The sequence below is a fragment of the Gardnerella sp. DNF01180P genome, assembly GCF_049244205.1.
Classification (GTDB): domain Bacteria; phylum Actinomycetota; class Actinomycetes; order Actinomycetales; family Bifidobacteriaceae; genus Bifidobacterium; species Bifidobacterium swidsinskii.
The window spans coordinates 171,217-193,207 of sequence record NZ_CP058386.1 but is presented as its reverse complement, the minus strand read 5'-3'; the positions used below and the strand labels follow the sequence as shown (position 1 = coordinate 193,207).

Annotated in this window: 16 protein-coding genes, 1 tRNA gene and 1 rRNA gene; 2 read left to right on the top strand and 16 right to left on the bottom strand. The window is 43.9% G+C overall.

Annotated elements, in window-relative coordinates; translation table 11 throughout:
• Positions 1–199: 199 nt before the first annotated feature.
• Both HXT40_RS00810 and HXT40_RS00805 read right to left on the bottom strand, forming a co-directional pair.
• Positions 200–1,726 (bottom strand): 16S ribosomal RNA (locus HXT40_RS00810).
• Positions 1,727–1,917: 191 nt separating this feature from the next.
• Positions 1,918–2,064 (bottom strand): hypothetical protein, encoded by a 147-nt coding sequence (locus HXT40_RS00805; protein WP_421777254.1) that lies wholly within the window; start codon positions 2,062–2,064, stop codon positions 1,918–1,920.
• A 428-nt stretch (positions 2,065–2,492) separates the two neighbouring features.
• On the opposite strand from HXT40_RS00805, the gene HXT40_RS00800 reads away from it, so the two are divergent.
• Positions 2,493–3,266, top strand: coding sequence for an SIR2 family NAD-dependent protein deacylase (locus tag HXT40_RS00800; RefSeq protein WP_421777253.1), 774 nt, complete (start codon positions 2,493–2,495; stop codon positions 3,264–3,266).
• Between the two features lie 25 nt (positions 3,267–3,291).
• Here HXT40_RS00800 and HXT40_RS00795 read toward each other — a convergent pair whose 3' ends face one another.
• The 12 genes from HXT40_RS00795 to tgt form a co-directional block, all read right to left on the bottom strand.
• Positions 3,292–5,211: an alpha-glucosidase gene (locus HXT40_RS00795; protein ID WP_421777252.1), complete on the bottom strand. Its 1,920-nt coding sequence runs from the start codon at positions 5,209–5,211 to the stop codon at positions 3,292–3,294.
• Positions 5,212–5,424: 213 nt separating this feature from the next.
• Positions 5,425–6,393, bottom strand: a complete 969-nt coding sequence (locus tag HXT40_RS00790; RefSeq protein ID WP_012914555.1) for a ketopantoate reductase family protein — start codon at positions 6,391–6,393, stop codon at positions 5,425–5,427.
• 242 nt (positions 6,394–6,635) lie between these two features.
• Positions 6,636–7,682, bottom strand: coding sequence for a ribokinase (locus HXT40_RS00785; protein WP_004109420.1), 1,047 nt, complete (start codon positions 7,680–7,682; stop codon positions 6,636–6,638).
• A gap of 46 nt (positions 7,683–7,728) precedes the next feature.
• A complete protein-coding gene (gene rbsD, locus HXT40_RS00780) occupies positions 7,729–8,124 on the bottom strand; it encodes a D-ribose pyranase (RefSeq protein WP_004109421.1) in 396 nt (131 codons plus the stop codon).
• A 295-nt stretch (positions 8,125–8,419) separates the two neighbouring features.
• A complete protein-coding gene (locus tag HXT40_RS00775; RefSeq protein WP_410309431.1) occupies positions 8,420–9,358 on the bottom strand; it encodes a D-ribose ABC transporter substrate-binding protein in 939 nt (312 codons plus the stop codon).
• A gap of 263 nt (positions 9,359–9,621) precedes the next feature.
• Positions 9,622–10,623: an ABC transporter permease gene (locus HXT40_RS00770; protein ID WP_004109423.1), complete on the bottom strand. Its 1,002-nt coding sequence runs from the start codon at positions 10,621–10,623 to the stop codon at positions 9,622–9,624.
• A 171-nt stretch (positions 10,624–10,794) separates the two neighbouring features.
• Positions 10,795–12,288: a sugar ABC transporter ATP-binding protein gene (locus HXT40_RS00765; RefSeq protein ID WP_033888531.1), complete on the bottom strand. Its 1,494-nt coding sequence runs from the start codon at positions 12,286–12,288 to the stop codon at positions 10,795–10,797.
• 216 nt (positions 12,289–12,504) lie between these two features.
• Positions 12,505–13,515 carry a LacI family DNA-binding transcriptional regulator gene (locus tag HXT40_RS00760; RefSeq protein WP_004109425.1) on the bottom strand — a complete coding sequence of 337 codons (1,011 nt, stop codon included), beginning with the start codon at positions 13,513–13,515 and terminating at the stop codon, positions 12,505–12,507.
• A gap of 389 nt (positions 13,516–13,904) precedes the next feature.
• Positions 13,905–14,366, bottom strand: a complete 462-nt coding sequence (locus tag HXT40_RS00755) for a nucleoside deaminase (protein WP_064622043.1) — start codon at positions 14,364–14,366, stop codon at positions 13,905–13,907.
• 74 nt (positions 14,367–14,440) lie between these two features.
• On the bottom strand, positions 14,441–15,211 hold the full coding sequence (locus HXT40_RS00750) for an alpha/beta hydrolase (RefSeq protein WP_004109429.1): 771 nt from the start codon (positions 15,209–15,211) through the stop codon (positions 14,441–14,443).
• Positions 15,212–15,357: 146 nt separating this feature from the next.
• Positions 15,358–15,440: transfer RNA gene (locus tag HXT40_RS00745), tRNA-Leu, on the bottom strand.
• A 75-nt stretch (positions 15,441–15,515) separates the two neighbouring features.
• Entirely contained in the window at positions 15,516–16,841 is a 1,326-nt protein-coding gene (gene tgt, locus HXT40_RS00740) for a tRNA guanosine(34) transglycosylase Tgt (protein ID WP_004109431.1), read from the bottom strand.
• A gap of 185 nt (positions 16,842–17,026) precedes the next feature.
• Here tgt and HXT40_RS00735 point away from each other — a divergent pair, with 185 nt between their 5' ends.
• The gene (locus HXT40_RS00735; protein WP_004109433.1) at positions 17,027–18,820 is read left to right on the top strand and encodes a S1C family serine protease; all 1,794 of its coding nucleotides are present in this window, start codon (positions 17,027–17,029) and stop codon (positions 18,818–18,820) included.
• 135 nt (positions 18,821–18,955) lie between these two features.
• Here HXT40_RS00735 and HXT40_RS00730 read toward each other — a convergent pair whose 3' ends face one another.
• Positions 18,956–20,761, bottom strand: coding sequence for a hypothetical protein (locus HXT40_RS00730; protein ID WP_004109435.1), 1,806 nt, complete (start codon positions 20,759–20,761; stop codon positions 18,956–18,958).
• Positions 20,762–20,891: 130 nt separating this feature from the next.
• Complete coding sequence (rlmB, locus tag HXT40_RS00725; RefSeq protein WP_064621762.1) at positions 20,892–21,887, bottom strand: 23S rRNA (guanosine(2251)-2'-O)-methyltransferase RlmB; 996 nt, start codon at positions 21,885–21,887, stop codon at positions 20,892–20,894.
• Positions 21,888–21,991 lie beyond the last annotated feature (104 nt).

Genomic DNA, 21,991 nt, shown 5'->3' with positions numbered 1-21,991 from the left:
CACAACACCACAAAACCCAAGCCAAACACTCAAAAGCATCAACCTGAAATCCTGTGAGTCAAGGACCGCAACCCCAAACAAAGGGGGGTGGCAATCCGGGAACCCAAAAGCATGCCCAACAAACTCATCTAAAAACGTTAACTATTGTTTTCCACACCAGTAACCACACTCAAACCGAGCGTGCACAAAAACTCCGTAGAAAGGAGGTGATCCAGCCGCACCTTCCGGTACGGCTACCTTGTTACGACTTAGTCCCAATCACGAGCCTCACCTTAGACGGCTCCATCCCAAAAGGGTTAGGCCACCGGCTTCGGGTGCTGCCCACTTTCATGACTTGACGGGCGGTGTGTACAAGGCCCGGGAACGCATTCACCGCGACGTTGCTGATTCGCGATTACTAGCGACTCCGCCTTCACGTAGTCGAGTTGCAGACTACGATCCGAACTGAGACCGGTTTTAAGGGATCCGCTCCATGTCACCATGTCGCATCCCGTTGTACCGGCCATTGTAGCATGCGTGAAGCCCTGGACGTAAGGGGCATGATGATCTGACGTCATCCCCACCTTCCTCCGAGTTAACCCCGGCGGTCCCCCGTGAGTTCCCGGCATAACCCGCTGGCAACACAGGGCGAGGGTTGCGCTCGTTGCGGGACTTAACCCAACATCTCACGACACGAGCTGACGACGACCATGCACCACCTGTGAACCTGCCCCGAAGGGAAACCACATCTCTGCAGTCGACAGGCACATGTCAAGCCCAGGTAAGGTTCTTCGCGTTGCATCGAATTAATCCGCATGCTCCGCCGCTTGTGCGGGCCCCCGTCAATTTCTTTGAGTTTTAGCCTTGCGGCCGTACTCCCCAGGCGGGACGCTTAACGCGTTAGCTCCGACACGGAACCCGTGGAATGGGCCCCACATCCAGCGTCCACCGTTTACGGCGTGGACTACCAGGGTATCTAATCCTGTTCGCTCCCCACGCTTTCGCTTCTCAGCGTCAGTAACAGCCCAGAGACCTGCCTTCGCCATTGGTGTTCTTCCCGATATCTACACATTCCACCGTTACACCGGGAATTCCAGTCTCCCCTACTGCACTCTAGCCCGCCCGTACCCGGCGCAGACCCACCGTTAAGCGATGGGCTTTCACACCAGACGCGACGAACCGCCTACAAGCTCTTTACGCCCAATAATTCCGGATAACGCTTGCGCCCTACGTATTACCGCGGCTGCTGGCACGTAGTTAGCCGGCGCTTATTCGAAAGGTACACTCACCCGAAAGCTTGCTCCCAATCAAAAGCGGTTTACAACCCGAAGGCCTTCATCCCGCACGCGGCGTCGCTGCGTCAGGGTTTCCCCCATTGCGCAATATTCCCCACTGCTGCCTCCCGTAGGAGTCTGGGCCGTATCTCAGTCCCAATGTGGCCGTCCGCCCTCTCAGGCCGGCTACCCGTCGAAGCCTAGGTGGGCCATTACCCCGCCTACAAGCTGATAGGACGCGACCCCATCCCATGCCACTAAACACTTTCCCAACAAGACATGCGTCAAGTTGGAGCATCCAGCATTACCACCCGTTTCCAAGAGCTATTCTGGAGCATGGGGCAGGTTGGTCACGCATTACTCACCCGTTCGCCACTCTCACCAGTCAGCAAGCTGACTAGATCCCGTTCGACTTGCATGTGTTAAGCACGCCGCCAGCGTTCATCCTGAGCCAGAATCGAACCCTCCACGAAAAACTTCAATGAAGAGCCAACAAAAGGCTCCAATATTAAAAAGAAAAAGACGAGACATTCTTTAAGGAAAGAACATCCCAACAAAAACCTCACCACCATTTAACCATCTCTCAGGCACCCTGCAATCTGCAAGGCAGGCAATGAACTGGCAATAATTAACTAATAAGTAGTACAGACACGCTCTTGAGTTCTCAAACCACCACCACACCAGCCGGCCCATCAACCTCAACCGAGGAGAACCAGCCGCGCTGAGCAGCAAGAGATAAACTTACACCAACCCACACTAAAACGCAAACCCACCAAAAACAAACACCCCAAAACCATTGAAAACAAGCCAAAACACCGGCGTGTCGAAAATCGCGAAAAAACACCAAAAAACCAACACAAGACCAGGAACAATAATCAAAACCAACAAAAAATAATCAAGAATAGCCCCAAAAACATCAAAACCGGGAGTGTCGCACCGCCATACTCCAAACAAAACAGCAAAAAACGCAATTAATACAGAATCAACGCGAAAAATACACAATAAAAGCAGAAAAAGATGAGATATACGATTAGATATACACAAAAATATATGAGCGCGATATATGGAATACATACGGAATAAAAAATACCTATATAAATAGATACTTATTAAATAAACTTTTATAAAGCATACAAAGCACATAAAAACACAAAAAGCGTAAAGCGCATAAAGAAAAAAGAAAAATAAGAAAATAAGAATAGGGTATTAACAGACATTAATAAAAGAAGGAGCAGAAGAATGAGCAACAAGCAATCGAGCAATAAAGCACACCACATTGTTGTGCTCACAGGCGCAGGAATCTCCACAAGCGCAGGCATTCCTGACTTTCGCGGTCCAGATGGAGTTTGGACTAAACACCCAGAGCAAATGAGCGTTTATGACATAGACGCATTTTTAAGCAGTAAAGAGGAACGCGTCTACTCTTGGCGCTGGCAAAAAGAGTCTCCCGTTTGGAACGCACAGCCAGGAACAGCACACAAAGCACTTGTAAAACTCGAGAAGGCAGGAATGCTCGACCTTATAGCCACACAAAACTTTGACGCACTTCACGAAAAAGCTGGCAATAACCCAGACATTATAGTGAACTTGCACGGAAGCATTGGAACCTCACACTGCATGAGTTGCCACGCGAGCTATAAAACTGCCGATATTATGGCAGATTTAGATGAGCACCCGGATCCGCATTGCAAGCGCACTCTGCCGTACCGCAGCAATATGCCTTGTAATGGTCTCATAAAAACAGACGTTGTTTATTTTGGAGAAGCGCTTCCAGAAGGTGCTATGGAACGCAGTGCGCAAGCAATAGTTAAAGCGGACGAGCTGTGGGTTATTGGTTCCACGCTGGAAGTATTCCCAGCTGCCAGCCTCGTGCCGTTAGCTGCGCGCGCTGGAGTGCCGATTACGATAATGAACCTGGGCTCTACGCAATACGACTATTTGGCAGAGCGTATTATTCGCGAAGATATTGCGAAAGTTCTGCCAAAGTTAGTAGACGAAACTATTGCAAAGTGATTATTGCAAATTAACGCTATTAAAACTATTGCAAAGTAACAGCTATACCTTCCCAAGGCGCAAGCGTACCGTTTTTAAGCGATGTAAGCGCGTGATTCACGTCGTAGGTCGTAACCATTACGTCACGCCCTACAAAAGCGTTAGAGGCGCAATTTTGCAATAATTGCGCGCTCTGCGTAGGGATAGGCACAGTTGAGTCAGTCATATTAACCATTACGAGCATGCGTTCTGTAGATTCCGCGGAATTTGCAGCAGATTCCGCAGCAGTCTCTGCAGAATCTTCCTGCTTTTCGCAACCAGATTTAAGCTCGCGCACGAAAGCATACACGCACTCGTCATCTGCATCAACCAAATCCCAAGAACCAGCAGAAACAATCGGTTCCAAATGACGAAGCGCAATCAAATACTTATAGAAAGCGTAAACGGAATCTGAATCTTCCATCTGCTCTGCTGCGTTAATATCCACATAATTAGGATTCACACTAATCCACGGCTCTGCGTTATTTACCGACTGAACATTAAAAGGCATGAATCCCGCGTATTTAGAAGCATTCCACTGCATTGGAGTTCGAGAATTGTCGCGGCCGCGCTTTGCGAGCGCATCCATCATCGACTCAGCAGACTGAATATGCGCTTCTTCTACGCGCTGCTTAAACATATTCAACGCTTCCAAATCGCGATACTGCTCGAGACGCGTAAAGTGCGCGTCAGTCATACCAATTTCCTCGCCTTGGTACACGTAAGGCGTGCCGCGGTGCATGTGAAGAAGCATGGCAATCGCCTTAGCAGAGCGCACGCGCATCTCCTCGCTAGCCTCACTACCCCAGCGAGAAAGCGCACGCGGCTGATCGTGATTATTAAAGAACAGGCTCGCCCAACCAGCATCCGCTACCGCTTGTTGCTGCTCTGCCATCACGCTCTTTAATGCCGTAAGCTTTAGCGGCACAGGATTCCACTTAGTACCGTTTTCGCAATCGATATCCACATGATTGAACAGGAATAACATGTCAAGTTCGCTGTGGGCAGGGTCAGTAATATAAGTATTACGGTGCGGAGAAATTCCCGGAGCCTCGCCGACAGTAAGATAACCTTCGCGACCGTCGAAAACTTCTGCACGCATCTCACGCAAGAATTCGTCTAAACGAGGACCGTCCGAGCAGAACGGGAATGGCGAAGAATAGCCGTCAGCACCAGCTGGCAAATCTTCAATTTGGCAGCCATCTTCACCCGGCAAACGACCTTCAGAATCAACATGCTTGGAAATTTGCGTAATCACATCCATGCGGAAGCCATCAATTCCGCGATCCATCCACCAATTCATCATCTTGTACACGGCAGCGCGAACCGCGGGATTTTCCCAATTCAAATCTGGCTGCTTTGGCGAATACTGGTGAAGGAAGTATTCTCCGCGCTTCGGATCGTAAGTCCACGCGGAACCGCCGAAATACGAACCCCACTTATTCGGCTCCGCACCCGGCTCACCAGGCACACAACCTTCACGCGCAGGCCTCCACCAATACCAATCAGCGTAATCACTAAAAGCATCTCTTGAAGCCTGGAACCAAGCGTGCTCGTCAGAAGTGTGATTTACTACTAAATCCATCACGACTTTAAGACCGCGCTCGTGAGCTCCAGCCAGCAGCTCGTCCATATCTTCCAAAGTTCCGAAAAGCGGATCAATATCTTGATAATCGGAAATATCGTAGCCGTTATCGTCTTGTGGGGACTTGTAAACAGGGCTGAGCCAGAGCACGTCAACGCCTAAATCAGCCAAATAATCAAGGCGCGAAGTAATTCCCTTCAAATCACCAATGCCGTCACCGTTCGTATCCTGGAAGCTTCGTGGATAAATCTGATACACAACTGCATTCGCCCACCAAGGGTTTGGAGTAGCGCCGTTTGTGCGCACGGATTCTGGCAAGTTTGCTCTGTCAAAAGTAGTCATTTAATCCCCATCAATTTACGTTAATAAGTATTTTTATTACAGTTTTATTCATTACAAATAATTTTATTTATTTAGTAGTATTTATTATTTTAGACTCTAAATTTTATCAGCATATTAGATGTTACGCGCGGATAATAAAAAGCGACCCGCAGTAAAAACCGCGAGCCGCGCCTCCTTCTCATTCATGTTACGAATTGTAGAATGCTCTCCAAATCATTGCTGATGGTGCAATTTAAAAGCAAGTTCCGCTAAGTGTACGCCGTGAGTTAAGAATTCGTGAGTGCGGCAAACGTAATCATTTTCGCGACCGAGCTTTGCTATGTAACCATTAATGTAATCGACTTCAGTCTTTCGTCCGCGACTCATATCTTGGTACATAGAAGGATAGTGCAGAGGATTTGCAACGCGACTTACGTAATCGATAGCCTCTAGCTCCTGCTGACGCGTATTAACCATACGAATTCCGGCACGATCGCACACGTCGTACGCTTCGTTAATAAGCTGTTGAGCCATATCCATAGCCCCAGGGTACGAAATAAACTGACCCATTTGAATCTGATACATTGTGCACAAAGTGTTAACTACGGAATTGAAAACTACCTTCGCCATGCACGTACCCTTGAAATCTTCCGTAATAGTAGGATTCAATCCGGCAGCTTTAAAGTCGTCTCGCATAGCAAGCTCAACGTCACTCACCTGCTCGTTCAACGCGCACATATTCATAGTTCCAACGCCAACTTTACCAATAAAATCAACGTCGCCTGGACCGTTCAAAACGGTTGCAATCATGGCAGTTCCGCCGTAAATATGATCATCCGGGAAGTACTGCTGCAACTTTTCAAAATGACCCCAGCCATTCATAGCAGCAAACACAACCTGATGCTCTTTAAACAGATGCTTACAACGCTCCAACATTTCCGCAAGCTGCATTTGCTTCATAAACACAATCCACACGTCTGGATCGCCGTCATAATCTTCAGGCGTATACATATTAATCGGCACCAAATGACGGTTTTCATGGTCACGGCTCACCATTACGCCGCCTTGCTCGCGAACTTTATTCACATTCTCATCCCAGGCATCAATGAAATCAACATGAATGCCAGCCGTTTCCTGCAACAAAACGCCATAGCGATATCCCATAGCTCCCGAACCGATCATTGCATATTTCATGCCACTCATAGTGACACCTCCTTTTAGGTAAAAATGTGCTTAGGCGAAATTCGTGCATACATGAAAATTCGTCGAAGCGACTGTAAATATAGTAAAAAGCAGTAAGGCTGATTGTAGTGACTAAAATCAGCCAACTGCTTTTTGGTTTTTATAGCATATTACACAGTTTTAGAAGAATGTCAAAATTCTGCGCATCGGCAAGGCGCGAACGTCAACTGAATATACTTACAATTTATGCATGCATCACCTACTTACAAGTGAAAAAATTGACGAATTTGAGCAACTGTACCGTAAGAAGCTTGTGCACCAAAACCAGTAGCAGCATATGCAGCTACATAAGAAGCGAGTGACGCTGCATCAACCAACCGCATATCCACAGACAAACACGCAAGCACAGTACCCATAAAAGCATCGCCACAACCCGTAGTATCAACGGCATTGACATGCTGAGCCATAATTCGATGCACCGAATTATCAGCATAATCCAAAACCATAGACCCACGTGAGCCAAGTGTTACTATTGCCTCATTAAAGCCAAACTCATGCATTGCATGAAGCGTATGCTTCCAATCAAATGAATCCCAATCACCGCTATCTGGTTCTGAAATATGCAATAGCTGTGCCATTTCATGCTCATTGACCAGTAAGATATCTGCAGATCGTATAAGATCTTGCGGTAATGTATCCAAAAAAGGCGAATTATTAAGCAAAACTTTTACGCCATGCTCATGCGCTAAGCGAGCGCACATCGTAACCGATTCTAATGGACTTTCCAAGCAAAGCCCTAATACTTTTGCATTAGTAATAGCAGCTTGCACAGATGGCGACTGAATATAATCAATATCAACTTGCGAGTTAGACCCAGGCGCATAAACAATAGTATTTTCGCCACTTTGCGCATCCACTGTAATCACTGTTGCGCCACTGTTGCAATTGGGTACATGACGTACATACGTCGTATCAACACCAGATTCTCGCAAAGCACCAGTAAGAAAATCAGCATTAGCATCATCACCTACAGCACCGAACATACATACGTGCGCACCAAGCTTTGCAGCAGATACTGCCTGATTACCTGACTTACCTCCAGGCAGTATTCGTATTTCGTTACCTTTAATGGTCTCACCAGGCATAGGAAGACGATTAGCAACAATAGTATAATCCGCATTCATAGAACCAACTATCGCTACAGTAGGCATCTTCATATTTCGTAACGCAGGCAATGTCTCATGTTGCAAAGCCACGTTAACAGGCTGAATGACTTTAATCTTTTCTAAACTCTCTAACGAGTCAAGCATATGATAACTACACATAATTCTCCCTAAATATTGCGCAAAACAAAGCTTAGAATGGAACGCCACAACGCAGCAACACGTTAGAATACGGAGTAGTCTCACCCGTTCGAATCACGAATTTAGCTTGCGAAACAAGAGCCTTAAACCCTCGTTCGCCATCATGCGGCACATAAGTCAATGGCACACCAAGCAAATCCTTGATCCATGTTTCTGGAACATCATCACAAGCTTCTTCCGCCATAATACCAGACTCAAGAACAAGATCATCCTTTATTGACGCAAGCACATCAGGAAATCGCGGTATTCCAAAAACCAAAGCTAAATCAATAACTTCTACGCCCGCTGGGACAGGCAAGCCACAGTCAGAAACAACAAATTGATCCTTATGCCTCAATTTTGCAATAGCAGCTGCTAATTGTGCGTTCAAAATACCATGAGTTAACATAATTCACCCCATATCGTGGCTCATGAAAGTGACATCAACAATGATCATCACCTTCATAACAAGTGCGCCACCACGAACATATATGATAAAAAATCTTATTAAGAAAACAATGGCGTTGAGAACACTAAAGCATACGGTATTAATAAATTTTACTGTTGCGATTATTTTCACGAAAGCATCATGAATGCTCTCAACACCATATAAATTTTGCATTAGCTATATTAATCCATAAAACTACTCAACATAAACTTTAATGTTTATATACAGAATTACATAGTTTTATGCAAAATATGTATTACTCAAAATCACCCACATTCTTTACTGTCACTGTTTTCACAGTAATTGGTTCAGTCTTTGGAACACTTTGCCCTTTAATAGCTTTTACAGCAGCAGCAACGGCAGAACGACCAAGTTCCTTTGGCTGCTGAGCAATTGTTCCAGCCATTGCGCCGGCCTTAATAGCTTTCATACCGTCAGCAGTGCCATCGAAACCGACTACTTTAATTTCTTTACCAGCTTTAGCTCCTAATGCTTGAATGGCACCTAATGCCATCTCGTCATTTTCGGCGTAAATGCCGGTTGCATTCGGGTGCGATTGCAACAAATTAGTAGCCACATTTAATGCTTCAGCACGGTCAAAGTTAGCAGTTTGTTCTGCTACAACTTTAATATTTGAATATTTCTTAATACGATCTTTGAATCCTTTGCCACGGTCGCGAGTAGAAGCCGCTCCAGGAATACCTTGCAAAATCAAAACTTCACCCTTTTCGCCCATACTATTAGCTAGCGTGTCAGCAGCCTGAGCACCACCAGCAACGTTATCGGAAGCAATATGCGAAGTAACTTTTTCACCAGTTACAGAACGGTCAACAGAAATCACAGGCAAGTTCGCGCTTAGCAACGGGGCAACTGCAGGACCAGCAGCATCAGAATCTACAGGGTTAATAATAACAACTTTTGCACCTTGTGATTGAGCATTCTGCGCTTGATCCTGCTGCTTTGCAGAATCATTCTGAGCGTCGGAAACTTGCAAATCAACACCAAGTTTCTTTGCTTCAGCTTGGGCACCATCACGCAAATCCACAAAGAACGGATTGTTCAAAGTAGAAACTAGCAATGCGACTTTATCGCCACCATTAGTACTACCACATGCACTCATGCTGACAATAAGTGCAGATGCTGCTGCAACCGCGCAAGCAATCTTTACGCCTCGACGCATAATTGGATAATTCATCATATCTCCTTTGATTATTGCCCTGTGCTACCGCAAGTTTTAGTTCGATAAATCCACAATGTTGCAGTGACATAAGGCTGATGTTTCACCATCTCTTTACCTTATTGTTACGTAGTTTTGAGTTATAAAGTTCAGTTATAATATTCCAAATCGTCTCAATTCTTGCTGAAAATATTGATTACTCGCCACTTACGAATCAACATTTGCAAGATTCACCTCCTTCCTACGAGAAGATCAAGTTTATAAAAAGTATTAATTTGCTGTCAGTGCGTATCTTCCTTGCGGCGCAAAGTGTCAAGGCTCACAGCAAAGGCAATAACCAAACCAATAACTACTTGCTGCCAGAAGGAGGAAACATTCAAAATATTCAAGCCATTACGAATTACAGCCAGCAAAATTGCTCCTACGAAAGTGCCAGAAATCTTACCTTTACCGCCCGAAAGCGAAGCACCACCGATAACAACAGAAGCAATAGCATCCATTTCATAGCCAGCGGCAGCCTGAGGCTGAGCGGAATGTAAACGACCGGCAATAACTAAACCAGCGATGGCAGCGAAAATACCGGAAAAAACAAACACCATAATTTGCGTTTTATGAATATTGATACCAGAAAGGCGAGAAGCCTCCATATTTCCACCAACAGCATACATAGAACGACCAGTAGTGGTGAAGTTCAGTATTACTGCAGCAATAACACCCATGATAATCATCATTACAATTGGCATTGGAATACCTAATATCTTGGCACCAAAGAAATTCACCATGCCAGAAGTGGAAATAGGACGACCGTCTGAAACAACAAGGGTAAGTCCACGCGCAACAGACATCATTGCCAATGTAGCAATAAACGACGGTAACTTAAGAAAAGCGTTTGCAACACCTGAAATAAGACCAAAAAGAGCACCGGTTACTATGCCTACAACAACAGTTAACACTGGTGGCAAACCCATAGAAACGCCTGTATACGCAACCAACATACTAGAAATTGCAGCCACCGCACCTACTGACAAATCAATACCAGCGGACACGATAACAAAGGTTTGACCGAATGCCAAAATAGCAACTGTCGCAGCTTGAATACCCACATTGAGAATATTCACACTTGTCAAAAATGCTGGCGTGGCACACGAAAGCGCAGCACACAAGATAATCAAGCCGATAAGAGCGCCATTGCGTGATGCAAACTTTTTCGCTGCAGGCAAAAATCCTTTATCAACTGCACCGTATCCCAAATGCTCAGATTTTGCACTACTCGTAGCAGCCATAATTTATACTCCTTTAACAAATTTTGCTATAACTCACTGCACTGCTGTGTGCAATAAATTGTTGTATGCAAGTTTTACGTTTGATTGGTAACTTTAATTTTTAAGATTTCAATATGGCTCATGTATCAGTTTCATATTGAAAGCAGTAAGGTTTTACTCATTCCTGTATGCTCAAATACCAGATGTATTAAGGTGAGTCACTGCAAGTTCCATCACACTTTCCTGCGTAGCCTCGCTTGCAGCTAATTCACCGCTGATTCTGCCGTTCGACATCACCAATACGCGATCTGACATGCCAAGCACTTCAGGCAAATCTGAGGATGCCATCAGCACAGCACCTCCATTTTCTACGATACTGTTAATCAACTCGTAAATTTCTACACGAGCACCAACATCAACACCACGAGTAGGCTCATCCAGCAATAGCACTTTCACGTTCGCCATAGACCATTTGCCGAACACGATTTTTTGTTGATTACCGCCAGATAGCGAACCAGCGAGTTGATCAATGTTTGCCATACGAATACGCAATTTTTTTGCAGTTTCTTCCTCGCGAGTACGCTGCCCTTTCAAATCCGCAAATCCTGCATGTGCTGTAGGAACTAATGTAGAAATTCCCAAATTTTCTGCAACAGATGCTTCAAGAATCAACCCTTGTACTCGACGATCTTCTGGGACTAAACCAAGACCAGCTGCGATGCTTCCTGCAATATTCGCTTTTGCAATAGATTTACCATCAACAGTTATTGAACCTGAATCATAACTATCTGCACCAAATATTGCACGAAGAACTTCGGTACGACCAGCACCTACCAAACCTGCAAGACCCACAACTTCGCCAGCATGAACGCTGAAGGATACATTTTCTAACGTACCTTTTCGCGTTAAGCCTTCTACTTTTAGCAGCTCTTTGCCTTGACTACGTTTGCCATGAGGGAATTGATTTGTAATATCACGACCTACCATGAGTTTTACAAGTTCCTTCTCAGGAACTTGCGCATCAACAGTATCGACGTATTTGCCATCGCGAAGTACGGTTACAACATCACCAATACGCGCAATTTCATCTAAATGATGAGAAATAAACACCATTCCAACATTTTTGGATTTTAAATCTTCCATAATGTTAAATAACTGTTCACATTCTGGTTTTGTTAGAGCAGCTGTTGGTTCATCAAGAATAAGGATAGATGCATGCTGCATAAGTGCTTTGGCTATTTCTACCATCTGTTGACGAGCTACACCAAGTTGTCCCATTGGCTTATTGACATCTTCATCTAAACCGATAACTTGCAATGCAGATTCCGCACGAGCACGCATCGTCGCGCGACTAACAAAACCAGCTTTCGTAGGAAGCATACCAAGGAACAAATTTTCCATAATAGAAAGTTCTGGCACCAAATTTAACTCTTGGTGAATCACAGCAATGCCCAATTTGCGAGCAGTATCCACATTAGGAATTCGCGCTGTTTCACCATTGATCTCAATATGACCTTTATCTGGCTGATAAATGCCGCTCATCATCTTAATAACTGTTGACTTGCCCGCACCATTTTCACCAAGGAGAACATGCACTTCACCTGGTTTTACTGTTACAGACACATTGTCAACTACCGTAGAATTACCGAATATTTTCGATACTCCTACTAGCGATAGTTCCGTCATGTCTTACCTCTTTCTTCGCTACAGCACCACTGCTGCCACGAAAATGCAATAAATTACGCTACATTACGCTTGTACTTTGGATGAGAATTATGCCGCAATGTGCATGCAAAAACGTAACAACAACGGTACGCTCAGGTGATTGCTGCACACGCTTACAAAGTCACGGTACAAAAATCAATAACAATAGTGTCAAGCTATAGAATAACAGCCTTACAGCTACGCATTTCCTAACGATTCACGCGGAATATACATAGTTTCTACTCGCTGCGATTGAACATCAACATTATGTTCTAACATATCCAAAAAAAGTGCAGCACTAGTACGACCAATGCGCTGAACTTGTTGCGAAATAGTAGAAATACGCGGCGTTGCTAAGCGGAATATTTCAACATCATCAAACGAGATAAGTGAAATATCACTGCCTATCACTAATCCTTCACGAGCCATTACATCCATCACTCGCAGCGCATCTGGCGAATAACCGACAATAAGTGCTTTTACACCAACGCTAATCATGCGATGCAACACGCTAGCGCATGAGGATTGTTCAAATCCCGTAGATTCTACAAATACATGTTCTTCGCCAAATATCTCCGAAGCCACTGTACGAAATACTTGTTCACGTTCTTGCAGTGACGGTGAAGCGATAATTGGACCCGACACGTAGCCAACTGAGCAAAAACCATGTTGTTTAACATCCAATAATGCTTCACGAATACCTTGCTCTGGATCCGAATCCACAACTGGCACATGCGTCAAATCGCCAGTCCGAGACTCCACATGTCGATCCATAAACATAAGTGGAAGATGCTGCTCCATCAACATTCTCATAGCATCAGTTTCCTCACCTTGAGGCACAATAATCGCACCATCAATGCGTTGAGAAAGAATACTTGTAATGAATGAATCTTGACGAGCTGCACTCTCAGAAGATGTTCCAATAAACGCACAATAGCCGGCATCAAACAACGAGTCTTGCACAGTATACGCAAGCTCAGCAAAATACGCATTGCGTATATCTGGCACAAGTAGCCCCACTGTCTTAGTACGAGATGACCGCATCGCCTGAGCGCGAGAATCTGGTATATAACCTAGTTCCGCAACTGCACGCTCAACTTTCGCCTTAGTGTTTGCCGATATACGACCCGTATTATTCAATGCGCGAGAAACAGTTGATACTGATATACCAGCACGTTGCGCAACATCGCGAATCGTAATGTACGACATGACACCTCCAGCTCATCTCTTATGCTCAACCAGTGTTAACAATTTTGCACTGTTATCGATATGTTTTGATTTTAGCTTGTACTCCATGTTTTATACTACGTTTTTCCATATACTCCTCTCGTTGGAGAAAAACAGCACTATGCAACCATGCATAAGAGCCTCTGTGCAATCTTATTCTCAATGAGCAGCTTCATCAGCGCTGAATAGAATCCGCAATTGAGATAACGTTCCCACAATTGTCGGTTTCTTCAACTTACCTCATGCGGTAACGTTACCGCAACTATAACATTTTGCTAGAATGAACACAAGGGGAACACGCTAAAAATTACTTTTCATGCACTGCGTTATCTTGAATTAAACGCAACATTAAAAAATAATGCAACACTTATCTAACGTTGATGCGCAAAAAAGTTTCGCAAGGGTTGAGCACACTCAGATTCGCATACTGAACCAATGACTTCCGGACGTGAGCCAACATGAGGATCTCGCAAAATATCCCATACAGAACCACACGCACCAAGTTTGGCATCCCACGCCCCGAAAATCACGCGTTTAAGGCGCGTTTGCAGCACAGCTCCAGCACACATAGGGCAAGGTTCAAGAGTTACTACCAGAGTACAGTCAGATAGATTCCAAGATTTACGCGAGGTAGCAGCATCTTTCATAGCGAGCACTTCAGCATGAGCCAAAGGATCAGCGCTCTGCTCTCGCATATTTGCGCCTTTGCCAATAATATTACCGCTACCATCAAGCACAACTGCTCCAACTGGGACTTCGCCTGCAGAAGCAGACTCTCGAGCCAAATTCAAGGCTTGATTCATTGCAAATACTATCTCATCGCGCATATTCATGAAATCACTTTACAAATTAATTTACAGATTAAGAAAAAACAAAATCGAATAAATTTACATAAATCTAAGTAAATTTACATAAGCCCAGAAGAAATATCGTGAGTTACGAACCACTTGCGAATATCGCCAATTTCGTTCATATCAACAGCGTGATCCAACCCGCGATAACGACGTTCTTCAAGCCAAGTGTGCTCCTCAAGCCACGCTGCAGCAGCCGAGAATTCGTAAGGAGGAATCACGCCATCCTCTAATCCGTAGCCGAAAAATACAGGAGTATTACGCTCAGCTAAATCGTTATCTTGTAATGCGATTTCTTCCGAGGAAGCAGGAACACTAGGCGCTATGAACCCGGAAAGCGAAACGGCCGCACGGTAGCGCGAAGGATTCAAACGCAAAACGTGCACCGCGAGCGCAGCGCCTTGCGAAAAACCAAATGGCACAATGTCGCGATTCGCTGGAATATTTTCATGCACCCATTCGTCAATTGCTACAGCAGCAGCATACATATCGTAATCTAAATCTTCTCGCTGCGGCACAGCATCGTGGAACCAACTGTAAGCGCCTTCTGCCAGCTTAAGTGGAGCACGTAAAGCGATTGCATCATTATATGGTGCAACTACTCGCAACAAATCCAATAAATCTTCCTCGTTAGAACCCCAACCGTGAAGGAGCAAAAGCAGCGGATGCGTTGGATGAGCTGAAGCATTCCCTTGCGAATACTGTGCATTCATAACTTTTAAAGGCTCACCAAAACGACCCGGCACAACGTGAGATTCGCGACCAATATGTGGATCGTAAGAATTGTCACCTACATTATTGATATTTAGTTCATCGTTAGTGTTCATTACATCACCGTCGCTTGTAATAAATAAAAGTTTGTACAATACTCGCACTTTTTTGCATTGCAGTTGCAATATAGTTGCCTTATATTTGCACAAAAGGCCAGAATAGTAAGAGGCAAAGCCCTTGCAATTCCAGCCTTTTTAACTAGTGCGAACGGCGGGACTTGAACCCGCACGAGCATACGCTCACTGCCACCTGAAGACAGCGCGTCTACCATTCCGCCACGTTCGCATACAAAGTGCAAGGCTATCATATTTAACATAAATTCGCAATATTTAACCTAGCATTTTGCGCTCAAAACTACTCTCAGCCTTTAGAACCGTTTTCGTAATAGTGTGCAAGAGTCTCATCGCGGAACTCTTCAAAATATCCGCCGTCAATAGAAGCTCGAATATCGTCGAGCAGCTTCACAAAGAAACGCTCATTATGAATGGTTGCAAGCGTAAATCCATTCATTTCACTAGCGCGCAACAAATGATCCACATACATTCTGGAATAATGCGTGCAAGTGTAGCAATCGCAGCCTTCTTCAAGCGGACGCTGATCATGCTTAAACTCTGCACGTTTTACGTTGTAGCGACCATGACGAGTAAAAATTGCTCCGTTTCTTCCGCAGCGAGCTGGAGCCACGCAGTCGAAAGTATCTCCGCCGTTTTCAACGCAAGCAAAAATATCATCCACGGCTGCAATACCAAGCACGTGGCGTGGGCGATTTTCCGGCATAGCATCGCAAATCCAAGCGCAAGTATCACCAATAATTCGCTTCTCAATAGCGCCACCAATGCCTACGCCATCAAAATCTAAAGAAGCAATCTGCTCGGCCGCATGCCTACGCAAATCCTCATAATTAGCACCCTGCACAACGCCATACAATGCTTGATACGGCTTGCCTACACGCTCCTCGGTTAAACGCTGATGCTCTGCAACACAACGCTTTGCCCAGCGGAAAGTGCGCTCTACAGATTCCTCTTGATATCGGCGAGTATTCATCAAAGTAGTAAGCTCGTCGAAAGAAAACATAATATCCGCGCCCAGCTTATGCTGGATTCCCATAGAAATTTCAGCACTAAAACGGTGCTTAGCTCCGTTAAGAGGAGACTTAAAAGTTACGCCATCCTCGTCAACAAAAGCCATACGCTCCTTACCGGCTGCAATAACATCATCCGACTTCATGCCAGTAACGTCCATTGCAAGGGTCTTCTTAAAACCAGCACCCAAAGAAAGAACCTGAAAACCGCCAGAATCCGTAAAGGTTGGCTTATCCCAGTTCATAAACTTTCCCAATCCGCCAGCTTCGTCAAGAACATCCGCGCCAGGACGTTCGTACAAATGAAAAGCGTTTGAAAGCATGCACTGAGCGCCCAAATCCTTAATGCTTTCTGGCAACACTGCCTTCATTGCAGCTTGCGTTGCAACAGGTACAAATGCTGGGGTCTGAATATCTCCGTGAGGCGTGTGAATTACGCCGGTGCGCCCATAGCGAGCACCGTCACGACCTTTACCTTCAGCAGTATTGGAAAGTCGCGTTTTAGTTGTAAACGAAAATTCTTTGCGGTCACCAGGCTTCCCAGGCTCAGCTCCGCGTGGATGTTCAAGAAGACTTGTCATAGCATTTACTTTATTAGAAGGCATGACGAGTATAAATAAAAAACACACACAATTTATATTTTTCTGTGACAATATCCAAATTAATTTGCAAAATTTATGAAATTTACAAGGCAAATTATTTAAAAAATTATAAAAAAACATACTATCTCTTACATAGATAATGGCATGGTTTATTATGGTGTGTTAAGAGTCTTTTGTAAGGAGGATGAATGGCTGACGATATGTATGGTGCAAATCAGCAGGAATCCAATGAAACTGCAAATAATGGATATTACGAGCAGCAGGAACAACCGACGCAACCAGCACAACCAACGCAAACAACGCAACCAGCACAAACATATAGCCCAGCTCCTGAATTCGGAGCTTACGGCCCAACAAATAACGAAAATGAAGTTGGTACAAACACTACACAGTATCCAGCTAACAATTACGCCGTAAACCAAAATAACGATGCGGATAATACAAATATCAACAATGCTCCTACGCAATACATTGGATCACAAAATTACTACGGAAATAATAATTTTAACGGCTTCGGAAATCCGTATAATTACGGCACAGACAATAATTCTTACCCAAATAATGAAGTTGGCAATCAAACACCAGCGCAACAGAATTTTAACAATAATGCAAGTAACGAAGAAAATGAAAATATAGCAAAAACAAGCATTATTAGCACAAATGCAGCAAATACAAACGACACAAACAAAAAAGGTAACAAAAGAAAAACAAAAAGCTCTTCGTCAACTGCTTTTGTTGCCATTTTATCCTCCGCAATTTCTGCAATAGTTTGCGTAGTTGTAGTTCTATTTGTAATCTCGCAAGGTCTTATTTCAATTCCACAAAGCGGCTCTTTCGCAAACATCGGCTCTCATTCTTCTGGCCCTGGGACCGCAGTAGTTAAAGGCGGACAATCTCCGGATTGGCAAGGAGTTGCAAAAAATGTTTCCGGAGCCGTTGTTTCTATACAAACTCGTTTAGAGAAAGGCATGGGGAAGGGTTCTGGAGCAATTATTGATTCAAAAGGTTATGTTGTAACAAACAATCACGTAATTGCTAATGCAAAAGAAATTCAAGTAACCCTTTCTAATGGTCAAATTTATTCAGCTACATTAGTCGGAGCAGATAAAACTACTGATTTGGCAGTACTTAAATTAGACAATTCACCAAATAATTTAAAGACAGTCCAATTTGCAGATTCTAATCTGCTTTCCGTTGGCGAACCGGTTATGGCAATCGGAAATCCGCTTGGATATGACGATACAGCTACCACAGGCATTGTTTCGGCTTTAAATCGTCCAGTATCAGTTATGGACGACCAAAGCCGCTCTGAAATTGTAACTAATGCAGTACAAATTGATGCAGCTATTAATCCAGGAAATTCAGGCGGCCCAACTTTTAACGCTGCCGGAAAGGTCATAGGTATTAATTCTTCTATTGCAGCGACATCAGCTCAAGGGGAGACTACAGGATCTATCGGCATCGGCTTTGCAATTCCAGCAAATCTGGTGAAACGAGTAGTTACAGAAATTATTAAGAATGGTTCTGTAAAGCACGTAGCACTAGGGATCATGATTAAAAGCACAGCAGTTGAGTCCGAAGGAATTACTCGCGGAGGAGCTCAAATTGTTTCTGTCAATCAAGGAAGCCCTGCTGAAAAAGCCGGACTCAAAGCCAATGACACTATTGTTGCCTTTGACGATAAGCCTGTATCCAATAATTACGCACTCCTCGGGTATGTGAGAGCAACAGCGTTCAATCAAAAAGCTACGCTCACAATAGTTCGTAACGGCAACACACTTAAGTTGCAAGTTACATTCAACCAAGAAGAAACTGCTGTTAATGGCACAAATAAGCAAGAAAAGAAATTAAAGAAAAACCAAAAGAAGCCTGGTAAAAAACGCGGAAGTAACTCGTACGATGGTGACGATGACGATTTACAACAACGTGGAGATGACGATGGTGACGATGGTGGAATATTTGATCCATTCGGTTTCTGGTAAATAAAACCGCATGTTCTACTATTAAAAAGTAAGACACTGTAATAAAAATGCCCCTAAATAAGTTAGTTAACTTACGCAGGGGCATTTTCATAATGTAATTAAATATATTTAAATATAATTATATAAATGCGCTAATTATTTTTTGCGCTCATATACAATAATTCTTCCTTCTGAGACTCCTGCTTTCCAAGATGATTTTGTTTTAGCAATAGTATGCTCAGTATAATGGTCGATATTGTAGTTTAAATACACAAAATAATACCAAGGCTTATCTGATTCTGTGACAAAGAATTTAGGTTCTTTCTTTGCTTTGCAAGCACCCATTTCATTTGATGCCTGTTCTTGAGATGGCTGCTCATTTGTAATAAACGAGCTATTCTTATAACTGCAATCAATAAGATTCTTCGAGAAATAAGGATTTGCTGTAATAAGCTGCCACGAATATTGATGAATATCTTCAAATTCAGGAACAATAACATTACCTTGTTTATCCGTTTTTTCATCTTGATGTAGCCAAGACGTTACGAATCGCATGTTTTCAGCATGATTTTGCTTAATAAATTGCGCAAGTGCGCGCGAACCTGAATAGTCGAATCGAATATCGTTAACGCAAGAATACCCGTTCCAAATCAAGCTTGGGGATAATAAAACAACAATAATAATGCCAGCAATAACTTTGCTTCCGGCAGATTTACTTGCAGATTTACTATTGCTATTTTCAGCTTTATTTGCAGCTTTGAACAACCTAAAAATAATCGCCGGAATATCTTTAGATTCCAGTGGCTTACGCGCAATACACATCCAAAGTTGAGATACGAAGAATGCAAAAACGATTCCTGCGTGATGCAAAGTGAAATATTGCGTGGCAATTGCCGCAAAAGTCAAGTAAGGAAGTATCAAAGAAACAAGCATGCCTCTTCGATAAGCGATTCTTACAGCGAAAGACCATATTAAAATCGAAATAATAACGCAAATAATCGCGGAAGGTACGCTTAGCATAAGTCTACGTAAAGAAACATCGCCGGCAAATTGAGTGAACATACTTTCTGATGGCATAACGAAAATAAATGACAAGAATTGCGTAAGAGGAGAATTTCCGTCGAATGTTTCACGCGATGCGAAAGCGTTAGCAGCAGGCCAAATGCAAATAATGCTTGCAATTCCAACTAAAGCAAGGATTATCCAGCTTACTAATCTGTTAGTGTTAGAGACTATTTCAGCGAAAGCTTTTTTAATTCCTGCAGATTTTACAACTCTCCAAATCCACGCAAAAGCAAAACCTGCTGCTAAAGCAATGCCATACGCGCTGATTGCACATAAAAGTACAAGACTTAAAGCGAGTTTCCAAGTATCAGAAGACTTAGAATCAGATTGTTTCCAATAATGCGCAACCATGAACAAAACCGCGCAAAGAAGAGCATACGGGCGTGAAGTAACGCCATATTGGAAGCACAAAAAATACGTAAACGGAAGCAAAAACACAGCCAATTTACTAAAAGGCGCGCGGAAAATAAGCCAGCCACCCAAAAGCGCAGTGCATAGAAGTTGCACGCCTTTAAGACCAATTTCGTACGGAACTCCTGTTTTTGCAGGTATGGAAAGAAGCAAAGTCCAAAGCGGCGGATGGCCTTCATAATGTGGGCGAAGAGTTAACAAATCAGCAAACGAAGAATCGCGTGCAATAAGCCAACTTTGAGCTTCATCAAACCAAGGCTCGTGGAAGCACATAACTGCTACGACGACAGATAGGTATGCAATAAAAATAAGTGAACGAGCATTCTTTACGAACCATAATTTATTTGTTGTTTTTAAAGTTTTTGTCACATTTAAAGTTTTTTTTGTTTTTGACGTACTTGTGTTCGTATTTGTACCTGTATTTGTAACAGTATTTTCGTTCATAAGTGTTTTATTTTCTTCTATAGTATTTTCGCTAATATGCATATTTCTATTTAATTATTTCTTTCAAAATTGCGTAAGTACTAAACTTCAGCAAATCCAAAGCCCCAACCAAATAAAATCACGCTAACACCGTAACAATACAGTGCAAGCGTGATTTTAAAGTTTGAAAATTTCAGTTTTGATTCAATGCAGCCAAACGACGAGCGTTAGCAACAGCGTATAAACTGATGCCTGCTGCAACAGAAGCGTTAAGAGATTCAACCGCGCTAGAAATTGGGATTCCAGCAATAGCATCGCACGCTTCTCTCGTAAGGCGACTCATGCCCTTACCTTCAGAGCCGAGCACAACAACTAACGGATCAGTTTCAAAGCCAGTTTCTCCAACAAGCTTATCGCCGCCGCCATCAAGACCAATTGCATACCATCCGCGCTCTCGCAAACCTTGAATTGCCTTATTTAAATTAACAACTCTAGCAACTGGCAAATGAGCTGCAGCACCAGCAGAAACCTTCCAAGCAGCAGCAGTTACGGAAGCACTTCTGCGCTCAGGCAAAATCACACCATTAGCACCGAAAGCTGCTGCAGAACGAATAACAGCACCCAAATTTTGAGGATCCGTAACGCCATCCAAAGCAATAAACAATGGTCGAGCATTAATGCGAGCAGAATCTGAATCAGCAGCTTCCATTGCGCGCGCCTTCTTTTCCGCTCGTTCAACCAATTCTTGCAAAGAGTGATACTGGTAAGGCTGAACTTTCAAAATAATGCCCTGATGATTCGTACTATGCGCAATACGATCCATTTCAAGGCGATCCGCTTCAAGCAAACGCAAACCCTGCATGCCTGCTAACTTCACGATTTCGCGCGTGCGATCGTCATGCTCAATGCGATTAGCCACATACAATTGAGTGCTTGGAACTCCAACTCTTAACGCCTCTAAAGCAGCATTGCGACCAATTACTAACTCATCTGAATCACTACCAAGCTTATCCACTCTGCGGCGCGCAGCCAAACGCGGATCTGCAAATGTGCGCTTAATAGCAGCTTTCTTAGCAAAATAAGCTTTGTGATACACGCGATCTTCAGCCTTCGGAGTAGGACCTTTTCCGCGCAAAGCATTGCGATGTTTTCCACCCGACCCCTTGGTCGGCCCTTTTTTCGTAGTCATACTCCTATTCTCACATGCCCCCAAGGCATTGTTTAATAGCTTTCTGAAGCTGGCAAAGTCTGCTGATTCTAAGCTCGGCGCGTTGTATGGCATAATAGAACGGT

Excerpts from the sequence above, each read along its gene's own strand:
- HXT40_RS00785 (WP_004109420.1), bottom strand. The coding sequence starts at position 7,682 with ATGCTTGACTCGTTAGAGAGTTTAGAAAAGATTAAAGTCATTCAGCCT.
- HXT40_RS00755 (WP_064622043.1), bottom strand. The coding sequence starts at position 14,366 with ATGAATATGCGCGATGAGATAGTATTTGCAATGAATCAAGCCTTGAAT.
- tgt (WP_004109431.1), bottom strand. The coding sequence starts at position 16,841 with ATGCCTTCTAATAAAGTAAATGCTATGACAAGTCTTCTTGAACATCCA.
- rbsD (WP_004109421.1), bottom strand. The coding sequence starts at position 8,124 with ATGTTAACTCATGGTATTTTGAACGCACAATTAGCAGCTGCTATTGCA.
- rlmB (WP_064621762.1), bottom strand. The coding sequence starts at position 21,887 with ATGACTACGAAAAAAGGGCCGACCAAGGGGTCGGGTGGAAAACATCGC.
- HXT40_RS00775 (WP_410309431.1), bottom strand. The coding sequence starts at position 9,358 with ATGAATTATCCAATTATGCGTCGAGGCGTAAAGATTGCTTGCGCGGTT.
- HXT40_RS00770 (WP_004109423.1), bottom strand. The coding sequence starts at position 10,623 with ATGGCTGCTACGAGTAGTGCAAAATCTGAGCATTTGGGATACGGTGCA.
- HXT40_RS00765 (WP_033888531.1), bottom strand. The coding sequence starts at position 12,288 with ATGACGGAACTATCGCTAGTAGGAGTATCGAAAATATTCGGTAATTCT.
- HXT40_RS00735 (WP_004109433.1), top strand. The coding sequence starts at position 17,027 with ATGGCTGACGATATGTATGGTGCAAATCAGCAGGAATCCAATGAAACT.
- HXT40_RS00730 (WP_004109435.1), bottom strand. The coding sequence starts at position 20,761 with ATGCATATTAGCGAAAATACTATAGAAGAAAATAAAACACTTATGAAC.
- HXT40_RS00750 (WP_004109429.1), bottom strand. The coding sequence starts at position 15,211 with ATGAACACTAACGATGAACTAAATATCAATAATGTAGGTGACAATTCT.
- HXT40_RS00790 (WP_012914555.1), bottom strand. The coding sequence starts at position 6,393 with ATGAGTGGCATGAAATATGCAATGATCGGTTCGGGAGCTATGGGATAT.
- HXT40_RS00760 (WP_004109425.1), bottom strand. The coding sequence starts at position 13,515 with ATGTCGTACATTACGATTCGCGATGTTGCGCAACGTGCTGGTATATCA.
- HXT40_RS00800 (WP_421777253.1), top strand. The coding sequence starts at position 2,493 with ATGAGCAACAAGCAATCGAGCAATAAAGCACACCACATTGTTGTGCTC.
- HXT40_RS00795 (WP_421777252.1), bottom strand. The coding sequence starts at position 5,211 with ATGACTACTTTTGACAGAGCAAACTTGCCAGAATCCGTGCGCACAAAC.